At 60.1% G+C, this 12,327-nt stretch carries 13 protein-coding genes; 7 read left to right on the forward strand and 6 right to left on the reverse strand.

Translation table 11 applies throughout. The features are described from left to right. Positions 1-60: 60 nt before the first annotated feature. Positions 61-225 carry a hypothetical protein gene (locus ACFWW2_RS26305; RefSeq protein ID WP_393933573.1) on the forward strand — a complete coding sequence of 55 codons (165 nt, stop codon included), beginning with the start codon at positions 61-63 and terminating at the stop codon, positions 223-225. 81 nt (positions 226-306) lie between these two features. On the opposite strand, the gene ACFWW2_RS26310 is transcribed toward ACFWW2_RS26305, so the two are convergent. The 3 genes from ACFWW2_RS26310 to ACFWW2_RS26320 are packed head-to-tail and all read right to left on the reverse strand — an operon-like array spanning position 307 to position 4,742. Beyond that, positions 307-2,631, reverse strand: a complete 2,325-nt coding sequence (locus ACFWW2_RS26310) for a peptidoglycan DD-metalloendopeptidase family protein (RefSeq protein WP_393933575.1) — start codon at positions 2,629-2,631, stop codon at positions 307-309. 11 nt (positions 2,632-2,642) lie between these two features. After that, a complete protein-coding gene (locus ACFWW2_RS26315) occupies positions 2,643-4,253 on the reverse strand; it encodes a caspase family protein (protein WP_393933577.1) in 1,611 nt (536 codons plus the stop codon). A 60-nt stretch (positions 4,254-4,313) separates the two neighbouring features. Next, positions 4,314-4,742 (reverse strand): DUF1036 domain-containing protein, encoded by a 429-nt coding sequence (locus ACFWW2_RS26320; RefSeq protein WP_393933579.1) that lies wholly within the window; start codon positions 4,740-4,742, stop codon positions 4,314-4,316. 134 nt (positions 4,743-4,876) lie between these two features. On the opposite strand from ACFWW2_RS26320, the gene ACFWW2_RS26325 reads away from it, so the two are divergent. From ACFWW2_RS26325 to ACFWW2_RS26350, 6 genes are all read left to right on the forward strand, one after another. Further along, positions 4,877-5,191: a hypothetical protein gene (locus tag ACFWW2_RS26325; protein ID WP_393933581.1), complete on the forward strand. Its 315-nt coding sequence runs from the start codon at positions 4,877-4,879 to the stop codon at positions 5,189-5,191. Positions 5,192-5,295: 104 nt separating this feature from the next. After that, positions 5,296-5,727 (forward strand): hypothetical protein, encoded by a 432-nt coding sequence (locus ACFWW2_RS26330; RefSeq protein ID WP_393933583.1) that lies wholly within the window; start codon positions 5,296-5,298, stop codon positions 5,725-5,727. Between the two features lie 39 nt (positions 5,728-5,766). Beyond that, entirely contained in the window at positions 5,767-6,405 is a 639-nt protein-coding gene (locus tag ACFWW2_RS26335) for a MotA/TolQ/ExbB proton channel family protein (RefSeq protein WP_393933585.1), read from the forward strand. After that, complete coding sequence (locus tag ACFWW2_RS26340; protein ID WP_393933587.1) at positions 6,405-6,884, forward strand: ExbD/TolR family protein; 480 nt, start codon at positions 6,405-6,407, stop codon at positions 6,882-6,884. Before ACFWW2_RS26335 ends, ACFWW2_RS26340 begins: the two co-directional genes overlap by 1 nt. Next, on the forward strand, positions 6,881-7,285 hold the full coding sequence (locus tag ACFWW2_RS26345; protein ID WP_393933589.1) for an ExbD/TolR family protein: 405 nt from the start codon (positions 6,881-6,883) through the stop codon (positions 7,283-7,285). Before ACFWW2_RS26340 ends, ACFWW2_RS26345 begins: the two co-directional genes overlap by 4 nt. After that, positions 7,282-8,511 carry a hypothetical protein gene (locus ACFWW2_RS26350; RefSeq protein WP_393933591.1) on the forward strand — a complete coding sequence of 410 codons (1,230 nt, stop codon included), beginning with the start codon at positions 7,282-7,284 and terminating at the stop codon, positions 8,509-8,511. Before ACFWW2_RS26345 ends, ACFWW2_RS26350 begins: the two co-directional genes overlap by 4 nt. A 263-nt stretch (positions 8,512-8,774) precedes the next feature. On the opposite strand, the gene ACFWW2_RS26355 is transcribed toward ACFWW2_RS26350, so the two are convergent. From ACFWW2_RS26355 to tagF, 3 genes are read right to left on the reverse strand one after another with little or no spacing between them, the layout of a single operon-like run. Then, positions 8,775-10,838, reverse strand: a complete 2,064-nt coding sequence (locus ACFWW2_RS26355; protein WP_393933593.1) for a serine/threonine-protein kinase — start codon at positions 10,836-10,838, stop codon at positions 8,775-8,777. An 8-nt stretch (positions 10,839-10,846) separates the two neighbouring features. Beyond that, positions 10,847-11,614: a PP2C family protein-serine/threonine phosphatase gene (locus tag ACFWW2_RS26360; RefSeq protein WP_393933595.1), complete on the reverse strand. Its 768-nt coding sequence runs from the start codon at positions 11,612-11,614 to the stop codon at positions 10,847-10,849. Continuing rightward, on the reverse strand, positions 11,611-12,327 hold the full coding sequence (gene tagF / locus ACFWW2_RS26365) for a type VI secretion system-associated protein TagF (protein ID WP_393933597.1): 717 nt from the start codon (positions 12,325-12,327) through the stop codon (positions 11,611-11,613). Before tagF ends, ACFWW2_RS26360 begins: the two co-directional genes overlap by 4 nt.

Here is a 12,327-nt window from a genome sequence, read left to right on the forward strand (position 1 = left end):
AGTCGCTTTGACCATGCAAGAGGCGTAATTTCCTTTCATCTGATCACGAAAGGAAAAGCCATGCTAACAGGACTTTCAAAACTGTTCCGCTCTGTGCCCCGCAGCAATGACTGGAACGCGCCCGATCATTGGAACCAACATCACGCCCGGCGCACGCGCGCGCAGATGGAACGCGAGGCTGAGTTGCGCCGTCAGCGGCTCTATCGGGATGCTTGGATGTGGTAAACGGACCGCCCGTTGGGGTCCGACGTTTTGCCGACGCAAGTCAGACGCGATGCCGACCGCCCCGTTTTCTCCCTGAACGGCTCAGCTCTCCTGCGCCAGCAGCGCGTCGATTTCCGTAATATAGGCAAGAACCTCCGGCGGCACCGGCTGCCGCCGGGGGCCGCCAGAGACGCCGCGCATCTTGCGCTGCGCCCAGTTCTCCAGATCCGCGACGGTGTAATTGGCAAGGAACGGATTGGCCCGCACGACGCCTGCGCCCATTACCTCAAGAATGGTCTGATCATCACGCGATGACAGCACCTTATGCGCCCCGCCCGGTCCCAGAAAATGCGACAGATAAAGCCGCCCTGCATCGATACGGTGCCCTCGCGCACGCAGAAAGGTTTCGTTTTCACGGGCAAGGTTCTGAACCATCTCGCGCGACAATGTCGGGTCCTTGCGCAGATCTAGCAGATCAGCGCGTGACATGGTACGCGTCAGGTCAGGGCGATAATCTCGCATCATCCTTAACCACGTGCTTTCTATAAACTGCCCCAGACCCGTCGCCGTCGACAGCGGATTTTTGGCATTGGCGTTGCCCGCGCTTTCCACGCGAATGATCTGCTCGGTCAGCGCCTCAACAGCATCTGACGCCACTAGCGTGCCGCCCCCACCCCCAAGCGAAAACGGATCAACAGGCGCTCCGTTCAATCGGAATTCGAAATGCAAGTGCGGCCCGGTAGACCGACCTGTCGTACCCACATATCCAATCACGTCGCCCGCGCGCACTGGCCTGCCCTCGATGGCTGCCTGGTCGAACCGATCCATATGGGCGTAGCGCGACTGCAGCCCCTCGGCGTGGTCGATATATATGACATTCCCATAGCCGCCACCATTACCCACAAATGCGAATTTGCCATCACGCGCCGCAACAATCGGTGTGCCCGTCGGCGCCGCCCAGTCCACACCGCCATGCAACCGAACCTCTTTCAGGATCGGGTGGAACCGGGGCCCAAAAGGCGATGACAAGGTGCCGCCTTTGACGGGGGTCACAAAGTCAGCGCCACCGCCACGCAGCCCGCGCGGGGTATAGCAGGCATATTCGTCAAGACCGGCCCCACCGGATTTTCGCGCCACGTAACAGGGCATATCGCCAGATGGCCCGTTGATGGCCGCATAGGCAATCTGCGCCGATCCATCGCCCAAACCGGGGGCATATAGCAAGGTCACCATATCACCGGGGGCCGCGACAGCCTCCAGATCGTAGGCTTGGGACAGCATCACGATCAGCTCTCCCACCAGCGCGGTCGGGACCTCACTGCGGATCACAGCGCTATAGACGGCATCAAGCAGGCGATAGTCCTGCACCGCATCGTCAAAGCTGTCCCGATTGGGGGAGGCCAGGGCCGGTAGGTCATCCTTGATCCAGGGGTTGCTGGCTTCGATATAGCCGACCAGCCCATAACGGGAGAGCGCGCCGATATACCCATCCGGGCCAAAGATGGCTACGTGAACAGGGGTTTGCTGACTATCAATCCGGCGATGACGCACCGCCACGATACTACCCGCGGCCAGCCCATCTTCGGTCATGATGCCCGCGAGTGCGGGGAATGTCGCCGTGGCATCGCGCGCTACCTTGGCAGCAATCCCTTCGTCAAATCCATTTGCCGTCAGCAGATCCTCCAACGACCGGGGATACTCCAGCCGCACGACCAGATCGCGAGAGACCCGCTCGCGCTCGGCCTCTGGACGCACAAAGGCGATGGATGTCGTGTTCTGGACCCGCGTGGTCACATAGGTCGTCGGCATCGCATCGTCTGCCCCCCCAACCGCGTCGCCCCAACTGTTATCGTCATCCGTGACGATCACAGTTTCTTCGATGCTTTCTTCCGGTACTCTCGGTATTAGCTCCGCCAGGTTCGGCTGACTATCCAGCGATCTGCTGCGCTGGGCCTGAAAAAAGGCGAAGTCTTCGCGGCTTGACGGCAGTGCGGTCATCAACCGGCTTTCGCGCACGACCAGATCCTCGGTAATCAGGGCAAAACGTCCCGAGCGGGGCTGGCCGAACCGCGCCGGATCCAATGCGGGCGGCCCGGCGACCTGACGCTTGGCCACCGCATCGCTGGTTTCAAAGCGCAAGATCATTGGATCGCCGGCAATATCAACAAAGGGGGTCGCAAGCCGGACACCTTGACCGGTTGTCACATCTTCAACCTGCGAAATCTGCTGATCATCACTGTCGCTTGTCTCAGCAACAGGCAGGTTCGGGTCGATGGCAGGCCCGCTGAAAAGCCAGATGACAAGGCCGATCAGCGCGGCAACACCACCAAGCCCGCCCACGACGATGGCGGCCAGCCTAACCTGCCGCTGGGTCTTGCGCCGTTTGGCGGCGGCACGGGATTGACGGAACTGCGGGTCAACCTGCATCCGTAAACAGCCTACCGGAAGATGCCGGTGCCGGTGCTGCGGTTGATCGTGCGTGACGGTTGTTGCTGCTGCGTCGGCTGTTGTTGCGTTTGCGCAGGCTGGGTCCGTTGCTGCGTGCGCGGCTGCGTTGTCCGGGTTGTCGGTGTCCTGTTCGTTTGGGCAACGGGCTGCGCAGGACAGCTCACATCATCCCGCATCATGATCTGGCGAAAGATCGACACATCAGCGTCCTGCGATGGTGAGGCCGCCTCTAGTTGCTCAAAATAACGTCCAACAGCCGCGCGGGAGCCTGGCCCCCATGCGCCATCGATCCCTGAATTATAGCAGTTCATCCGTTGCAGCTCTGTCTGCAGGGCCACGACAAGCTCTGCCGGGGGCGGATCAAAGGCACCGCCGTCCACCAGCGTTGCAAACAGTTCGGGATTGTCATCGCGCAAGGCCCGACGCCCAGCGATATCCGTATATTCTATGGTAGATCCGGACACCGGCCCTGTGGGTTCTGTCACTGTGGGAAAGGCAACCTCGGTCGGTTCGATCAGCCCGACGATAATTGACGGGCGCGGCAGGCCACCGGCACCGGGAACGGCGCGGGTGGTGTTGGTTGAAACCTGCACCGGCGTCGGGTTTCGCGGTGCAAGCGAGGCGCTTTGCTGAACCCGCGATACTGCATTTGTCACCGGGGCGAGGGTTGCCCCGCCGGTTGCGACCGGTTTTACCGGGGATGTCAGCACCACCGTCTCGGTCGTCACGATCTGCGGTATGGTCGCCTGCTGACCGCTCCCGTCTCGGTCAACGGCAATCCCCGCCGCTTCCCAACTGGCAAGCATCTGGGTCTGCGCCTGCGGGCTGAGGCTGTCGAGCATGCGATAATCATCCGCTGTCAGGCGAATTCCCGATTCTACATTGCGGAATATAAACGGCGCGGACAGCGTCGACATGGTAGCCACATTGGTGCCCTCGAACGAAGTCGCCAGATCAAGGCCGGGGATCAAAAGCCGTTCCAGCATCACCTCGGTCAAGGATTGATCCAGATTGGTACACGCCACGCCCACCGGCATGGATGAGGCCACGAACAGCCCATCAGTGGCAGGCACCGGTCCGATGCCAGCATATGTTGCCGTGGCGTCGTCAGTCACAGACGTTTCTTCCCCGTCCGCCGGAATCGCCGAAGGCTCAACTGGGGTTTCCGGCACGACAGGATCTAGACAGACGTCCAGAAACACCAGGGTGGTATCGCGGGTCCCAGCCCCTGCGCGCGCCAATGCATCATCCAGTACAACCGCATCCCGGCCATTGGTCGTCATCAGGCGGGTCTGGCCATTTTCGACAATCGACCGTCCCGCGAAATAGATCACGACCGGCCCATCCTGTGCCTGCAGCCGGTCAAGCGCCGTTCTAATATCGGTCGCATCTGGGTTTTCCAGCCGATTGACGGCATAGCCCAGCCCGAACAGCGTTTCCGACACGTCCTCGGCCCGGGTGCGGACGTCGCGGCGTGCCTCTGCGCCTTGATAGGCGTGGTTGACGATGATCAACGCCTGCTCGGCCATCGCACCGGCACCGGGCATGGTCAAGCCCAGAACAACCCCAAGTTTCAATGCTATGTCACGTGCTGTTGGCATCATCTGTCTGAAATCAGTGTAAACTCTGTCCATGATACTAACCGATCCGATCACATCAGGCTATGGCGGAGGGGCCAGAAAGAGGGTCCAGCGTTCGGTTTCCTGTGTGTCGACCTCAAGATAGTCCGCATCCAGATAGCCGCGCACCAGACAATCGCGTTCGCCGCGAATGACGAACCGCTTGGGTGCGATGCACATGGATTTGGTCCCCTGCAGGATTTCGTTGCCAAAAACATCCTGCGCAAAGACATAGATATAGCGGGCCTGCAGCGCCTCGCGGACAACATTGGCACATTGATTGGGTCCGACCGTCCACCAGCCCCGGGTGACAAAATCAGTGTCTTCGTACTGGCCCACAGCAACATTCACGACGTCAAACGACTGATTACAAACGGCAAATGCGGCTGACGCCGGACGTGGCCAGATGAGCAGCGCTACGACTCCAGCAAAGAAACAACACCGGGCAGATGATAAATATGTCGCCTTCACTTTGCCTTATTACCGCCAATTGTTTCGCGTAAGATAATAATCTGATAACTCCGTTATCGAAATTTACTGCTCTTCCCAAGTCTTTCTGTTATAGACTGGTGGCAGGGGCCTAAGGAAAAGGAGGATTGTCAGCCATGGCACATCCTTGGAACGCGAAAATTGCGGGCGTGGTGTTTGCCTGCGTGACCAGTGCGATTCCCGCTGCAGCATTTGCGCAAGGCTTTGATACGGCACCTTCGGGATCCTTTACATTCGGCAGCTTTGGCGCGGCGCAGGTTGATGACCTTCCGCTCGAACTTTCCGAGGATTCGACGCTGACACTGCCTCCGCTATCGACGACGGTGACGGAGCTGGGCACGACACCCGCACCTGTCCTGGCCGATGTTCAGTCCGTACGCGTACAGCCACGTCGCATCCAAAACACCTGGTCAATCGGCGTCTTTCGCTAAAGGCGTATTGACAGCGTTGGGCTGATACGGCCCAATCCCTCGCATCGCTTTCTGCGTGAATATGCATGCATATTCACACCCAATGATCCGAGTTGAGGGACCAGATGACTTTCAAAAACGCCATTTCCTGCCTGACCGCGGCTATTCTGATGGTGGCGCCCGCCGTCGCACAGGACGCCGCGCCCAGTTTTTCGCTTGACCTGAACACAGTGGCCGACACCGAACAGGGTGGTTGTCGGCTGACTTATGTCGCTGCCAACCGGACCGGCCAGGCATTGAATGCGGTATCTTATCAGGTGGCGGTTTTCGACGCGCAGGGGATTGTGACTGACCTGCTGGTCCTTGAGTTCGGGTCTCTGATCGAAGGGAAGACCAAGGTGGTGCAATTCGATCTTGCCGGGCGTGGCTGTGCCGATATTTCACGCATTACCGTCAACGAAGTCGCGGAATGCAGCCTTGCTGACGGAACGACTGGCGATTTCTGCATGAGCGGCCTAGAAACGGCCTCGCGCGGGGCCATCCAGTTTGGCATCTGAACCGCCGCGTCCTGATGTCCGTTTAACAAGGTAACTTTCATGAACGCCCCGGATCTTTCCGCCCTGAACGCGCCGACCATCGCTGTCTTCGCGGCCCTTGCCATCATGTCGGTCATGGCCGTCACCGTCGGCTTTTTCAAAACCTTCCAGTTCGCCCGTCTGGGCGTCGGTCAGAACAGCAGTGCTGAGGCGATCTTGAACGATTGGCTTGGCGGTCGGTCGGACAAGGCGATGCAACTGGCATCCGGCCGCAAATCGGTCCTCGCCCGTGTATTGCAGGCGGTTTTCACCGGCCTGCGCGCGCGCCCCGATGACCAAAGCTTTGCAGAAGAACTGGGTCGCCAAACGGCGATTGTCGAACTTTCCGCCATGACCAGCCGGATGCGCCTACTGGAAACGGTTGTGCAGGCTGCGCCGATGCTGGGCCTTCTGGGGACGGTGATCGGGATGATTGATGCGTTCAGCACCCTGTCCACCGCCGAAGGTGCGGTTGATCCCGCCCTGCTTGCCGGCGGCATCTGGACTGCGCTGACCACAACCGCCGCGGGACTGGCCATTGCGTTGGTCACCTTCTTCGTGGCCACCTGGCTCGAAGGGCGGATCGAAACTGAACGCCAATCCATCGAAGCGCTCATATCAGCGGCAATCAATGGCCGTGTGGACGCCAAAACCCCCTGATGTCCGAGGTCGCGAGGGCATATACATCGCGCGAGCATCCGGTGATGCAGCCGCGATCGGCATCGCGTTATCGCTTTGCCCTGACCCCGCTGGCCGATGCGATGTTTCAGCTTTTGATCTTTTTCATGCTGACATCCAGCCTGACGCCTTATTCCTTGCTGACAATCCGTAGCGGCCCGGAGGCCGGGACAGTAGCCAGCGATCCATCTGCAGAACCTGCAGATGAACCGGCGCTGCCGGGTGAAAACGCCCAGTTCTGGACAATCAGTCAAGGCGAAGTCACCGCAAACGGCACGCGCTTTCCCCTTGATCAGCTGCCCGCCTTGGCCGCCGCCCTGGGTCAGAACGATCAGGCAGAGGTGATCCTGATCATGGAAAGCTCTGCACAGGTGCAGGACCTGACCTCGGTGCTGGAGGCACTGACCAATGCCGGTGTGACATCCGTACAGATCGCAGAAACCGGGGGGGGGCAGCTATGATCCGCGCCCTGCCCAAACGCCACGCGAGCCGGGGCATGGACGTGTCGCTGGCCATTGTGAATATCGTCCTGCTGCTGATCTTCTTCTTTCTGGCGACCGGGCAATTGCTGAACCCCCCGACCCAGGGGGTCGAGATTTCGGAAACGACTGAATTGCCGCTGGATCAGTTGCCCGCCCCAATCCTGATCGTGCGTGACAACGGCAATTGGGAACTGAATGATAGCGACGTTAATCCGGATATTCTGGGGGCAGCGATCGCCGAACTCGAAGCACCCTTTACCCTGCATGTGCTGATCGGGCGCGATGCCCCGGCAACCAGCCTGCTGGATATTCTTAACCGGCCAGAGCTGGAAGATGTCGAGATCAAACTGGTCACCCTGCGCAGAACGGCTCGTCCATGATCTTTGCAAACAAGAAAAGGCGGACATTACACTGGGTCGAAGCATTTGGCGCATCAGCGGTCGTGCATCTGGGAGCCGCTATTTTGGTGTTTGATCTGCTGGACGGGTTCAGCGTGTTCGATCCTCGTGAAGAGCCCGAGCCAGAGATTATCATCACCAGCATCATCCTTGAAGGTGAACTGGCACCAGCGCCGGAACAACCGCTGACAAACGACCCGCTCAGCGAAACGCCGACCGAGCCGGGCACACCCGAAATACCGCCCGACGAATCCGATCCGGCGCCCGACGAACCCGTTGAACAGCCGACAGAGCCTGACCCGGACCCGGCGGATATCGCCAATATGATACCCGAAACACTGGCACCGGTGGACACGCAGACGATGACGGCTTTGCAGCCTGAAAACCAGCTGCGGCCCGAAGACGGATCAGCGGTCCCAGTCGCCCCCCGGGCAACCACCGTACTGACGCCCCAATCCGGAACGGTGATCGCAGCAGTACCGGCGACGCGCCCTGATACAGGCAACACAAACACGCTGCAGCCACGCCAGACGATTTCGACCGTCCCCACACCTGCAACGCAACAGGCACCAACACCGCAGGGCGACACAGCCAGCGGCGTTGTCAACGAATTGATCACCCGCATCCGGGCGCGGCTTGCCGATACATGTCTGCTGGCTATTCCACAGCAGGGCAGCAATGACATCCCGGAACTGGTGCTGATGGGGTCTAATGAAAATGGCATGCAGGCTCTGGCCGATGCAGTGCTCGCCGATCTGACCCCACAACCGACGCAGCGGCGGGTACTGATCGACAATCGCCAATGCGCGGCACTCAATTTCGCACGGGAAAACCGGAACTACCCCACATTCAGACTTTCGATCAGTCTTGATGAGACTTCAATCGAAAGCGGCACAGAATTGTCCGGCACGATCGGAAATGCGGCGGGGCGTTATGTTTCGCTGCTGCTGGTAGATGACAATGGCGTCGTGCAAGACCTTGGCGATGAGCTGACCTTTACCAGTGGAGAAGCGCGATTTGACGTGATCCTCACCCGTGATGGAAATCCACGTGACACCAGCCAGACGCTGGTTGCGCTGGCCACAATCACACGCCCAGCGACGTTGAACGAACAAAACGGGCAAAGCGCCGATATCTATTTCGCAGCTCTGCGCGAAGAACTGGGGCCGGACACCCCGATGGTCCTGCTGTCCTTCGACGTGCGCTAGGCGGCATCTGCATTTATCTCTCACTATCGGCGCGAGACACATTTTGCCGCTGACAAGCTGATTTGACCGCAGCGATGTGGTTCATCGGCAGGGCAAATCCGCGATGGCAGAGGCAAAATGCGCCGCGTCGCAAAGCGATTTCGTCAAAATTGCCCATTTCTGCGTCAACAGAGCTTGAATTAACCCGTTAGTCCTGCGCTCTGTTTCCTGGAACCGAGCAATTTCGCCTGAAACCGATAGCGAGAGATAAATGCAGACGCCGCCTAGGGCCTCAGGTCAAAACCCGCCAGCGCCAAACCTGCCTTGGTATCGCCGCGCCCTTTCAATTCGGTTTCGATCAACGGCAGCAGGGCAGCAGCACTCATCGCTGGCCCTGCGGCTGCGGCCGCGATCAGTGGACTGTCTGATACCAGCGCGATCACCAGCTGCGGGGTTTCCACATCGCCTTCCTCTGCATTCAGGCCAAAGCTGAAAGTGGCACTGCCATCGGCCTGTTCCTCCAGCCGGTCCGTCAGATTGTGGACGCCACCCTCGGTTGACACCCAGGCCAACCAGACCGGCCGTCCGCTACGGTTGCTGACCTTGCCCACAATTGACCCGCCGCTACGCATCACGTCGGAATCCAGCACCAGCGCAGGAGGGGCGGTGTCTACCGTGCGCATCGCATTTGCAAGCTCAAGCGCGGGGCATTGGGCCTGACTGACCAGATGCTCTGAAATTGTGGGCCGCGCCCCGAAAATCCGATCATAGGCATCTGCCAGACCTTCAAACGCCCCAGCCGTCGATGAGAACGCGGCAATTGTTCCGCTATTCGATCCGGCGGTCAGCCGGGTTGCAAAGACGCACGGATCGTCTGACCAGGCGGCCAGAAACCCTTCGCGCGTGTCAGGACCCAGACCAGCAGTTACAGGATCAATACCGTCCGGTTCGGGTATCGTCACAATATCATCCGGTGATCCAAACAACCCCTGCTGCCATGCAAGAAATCCGCCAATCCCGGCAAAGACCAACAAGACCAGAAGCCAGCGCAGGATGGCGCTATTGTTTTCAGGTTCCGGTTCCGTCTGCGGTGTGACTTCAAGGCCTGAGTTGTGCCCAAAGGGGCTGGATGACTCCGTATCGGCCGCGATCCCGCCGAAACCGCCCGTCGTCGCGCCAAAGCCGCCGGTTGTCTGTGATCGTCCGGGCGGCTGCCGCAGACCTGGCACGGCAACAGGTGCCGGAGCGGGAGACGCATCGCTGGTCGCGACCGGCTGGGCCTTGCCGTATTTCGCCGTGATCGCTGCGGGATTATCCAGCAGCGCAATCACATCCGACATCCGCGCGGGCCGGTGCGCCGGGTCAGGCTCCAGCATATGGGCCAGAAGCGGTCGCAAGGCGGGGTCGATATCGCTGAGATCCGGAATTTCACGCCGGGCATTCACCGCCTCGACAATGGAATTCCCCATCTCCAGCGCCTTGCCCCGCAGCGCCGCAGCCATCATCAGGCCAAGGCCATATATGTCCGTGCGCGGGCCAATCTCGCCGCCGAAATGGCCGAGTTGTTCGGGCGAGATGTATTTGAATTTGCCCGCAAGCTGGCCGTGCAGCGTGCTTTCCGCCATTTCGGTCGATTTGGCGATGCCGAAATCGATCAGCACGGCATCTTCAACTGATCCGTCACGCAGCATGACATTGTCAGGGGACAGATCGCGATGGATCACCTCCATCTGGTGCGCCCGGTCAAGGCCGGCGGCCACGCGGCGCATCAGCCCCACCGCCTGCTGCAGCGTCAGGGGGGCAACATCGCGGATATGATCGGACAGCGCGATGCCCTCAATGAACTCCATGATCAGGCAGAAACGGTCCAGATCGGCATCGCGAACAAAGTTGTAATAGCGCACGATCGCCTGATCGGACAGCTGGCACAGTACTTTGGCCTCGCGCATGAACAGGGCCGCGACCTTTTCGTCATGGGCGAGTGATTGCAGGACAATCTTGATCGCCACGGCATCGCCGGTGAACACGTTTTCGCCCCGGAACACCTCGCCCATGCCACCGGCGTTGATCAGTTGTTTGATCTCATAATTGTTGTTGATCAGCGTCCCGATGGGCACCGGAACCTGCTGCGCCTCGGGTACCGGAGTCGATGGTTTCGGCATCGGGGCCGCGGGCGGGACTGAAGCTGCTGGTGGTGCTGTCGGGTCGGGCAGGGCCGGGGGACCGGTCGCTATTTCCGTCCGATCATCAACTGGCGCAATCTCGGTCTTGTCATCCGCCACGGGGCGCGGTTGCGCGATCTGCGTCCGGTCGTCGTCATTTGGGGGATTGGTCGGTTCGTCTGCCATGCCACCCCCTAGTAATCAACCGCCGGGGCGACAAGCTCTGCCGCACTGAAACGCAGGACCACGGCGGTGACATTGTCCTTGGCACCCCGATCCAATGTCTGCGTGATCAACCCGTTGCAAATTGCCTGCGGGGCCATGCCTGAGGCCAAAGCCTGCGCCAAATCGTCGGCGCTATTATGTTCGGTCAGTCCGTCAGAGCACAGCAGGAACATATCGCCATCCTGCAAATCTCCAAAAGTGGCGTCGCAATTCGGTTCCTCACTGACCCCGATAGCGCGGGTGATCACGTTCTTGCGCGGCCAGTGCTCAGCTTCCTCGGCAGAGATCAGGCCGGCCTCCAGCAATTCGCGTACCTCTGTGTGGTCCTTTGTCTGTTGGGTCAGAACACCGTCGCGCATCAGATAGATGCGGCTGTCACCCGACCAGACACAGACATATTCATTGTCATGGGTCAGCAAACCGACAAGCGTGGCCCCGACAGTCACACCGCCCAGCGCATTCGCATGATCCAAAATCCGGCCATGGGCGCGGCGCAACCGCTCCATGAACCTGGCCTGCAGGTCCTCGGTTGAACTGCCATACCCGACCGATGATAGCTCGGCCACGATTGCCTGGCTCGCGAAATCGCCGGCATCATGGCCGCCCATACCATCGGCGACCACCCAGACACCGAATTCTGGCTTGGTCAGATAGCTGTCTTCGTTGTGGTCGCGCACGCGACCTGTATCGGTCGCCGCACCGGTTTCGATGACAAAGTAATCGGTCTGGACAGTCACGGCTGCCCCCTTTCCGGACGAACGGGTGGCGTATATTCCGCACCCATCATCCAGGCAAAAACTGCCGCACCGGGCAACCCATCCGTCACATAAAGTGCTGCGGCCTCGGACGAGGCACGCCAAAGATAGGTGCGCATCGCGCAGGCCCGCGCGCGATCTGCCTCGGCCACATCGGACCACAGCCGGGTAACATCACCATCCTGTCTGGCGGCCCAAAAATCCGTGGCTGGCAATGGTTCCGCACTGTCTACGTTCGGCAGCATTTCGGCCGCAAACACGGCCGCCATGCCACGGGCATCTTCGCTACCGCGCTCGTAGGTGGCGAGAAAGCTGTCGATGCGATCATAATAGGCCTGACCAGGATCGATGGAGGGGGCAGCAATCGCGGCCCCCTCGACCCCTGCCAGCAGGGGGAACCGGCGCCCGACCTTGTCACGGGTGGCGGTCATCGTTCCACAAAAACCGCGCCCTTCCGGTGTCAGTCCGGGACCAATCCAGATGCGCATTTGCGGGGCGGCGTCATAATGGGCCTCCCAAGCATCAGCGACACCGTCGCGCAGGTCAGGCAGCATGGTGTTCAGCCAGCCTTCCAGATGATCGGCCAGCGGCTGTGATAGACCGGCGGTGACAAAATCACCAAACGCGGGATGTTTGCCATAGAATCCCGCCGAAAGAACCGGCGCGTCCTGCATATGGTGTGCGACCTGGCTCAC

The organism is Yoonia sp. R2-816, assembly GCF_046762905.1.
Taxonomy (GTDB): Bacteria; Pseudomonadota; Alphaproteobacteria; order Rhodobacterales; family Rhodobacteraceae; genus Yoonia.

Coding starts and splice junctions, on each gene's coding strand:
- ACFWW2_RS26305 (WP_393933573.1), top strand. CDS start 61: ATGCTAACAGGACTTTCAAAACTGTTCCGCTCTGTGCCCCGCAGCAAT.
- ACFWW2_RS26350 (WP_393933591.1), top strand. CDS start 7,282: ATGATCTTTGCAAACAAGAAAAGGCGGACATTACACTGGGTCGAAGCA.
- ACFWW2_RS26355 (WP_393933593.1), bottom strand. CDS start 10,838: ATGGCAGACGAACCGACCAATCCCCCAAATGACGACGACCGGACGCAG.
- ACFWW2_RS26340 (WP_393933587.1), top strand. CDS start 6,405: ATGTCCGAGGTCGCGAGGGCATATACATCGCGCGAGCATCCGGTGATG.
- ACFWW2_RS26330 (WP_393933583.1), top strand. CDS start 5,296: ATGACTTTCAAAAACGCCATTTCCTGCCTGACCGCGGCTATTCTGATG.
- ACFWW2_RS26310 (WP_393933575.1), bottom strand. CDS start 2,631: ATGCAGGTTGACCCGCAGTTCCGTCAATCCCGTGCCGCCGCCAAACGG.
- ACFWW2_RS26315 (WP_393933577.1), bottom strand. CDS start 4,253: ATGCCAACAGCACGTGACATAGCATTGAAACTTGGGGTTGTTCTGGGC.
- ACFWW2_RS26325 (WP_393933581.1), top strand. CDS start 4,877: ATGGCACATCCTTGGAACGCGAAAATTGCGGGCGTGGTGTTTGCCTGC.
- ACFWW2_RS26345 (WP_393933589.1), top strand. CDS start 6,881: ATGATCCGCGCCCTGCCCAAACGCCACGCGAGCCGGGGCATGGACGTG.
- ACFWW2_RS26335 (WP_393933585.1), top strand. CDS start 5,767: ATGAACGCCCCGGATCTTTCCGCCCTGAACGCGCCGACCATCGCTGTC.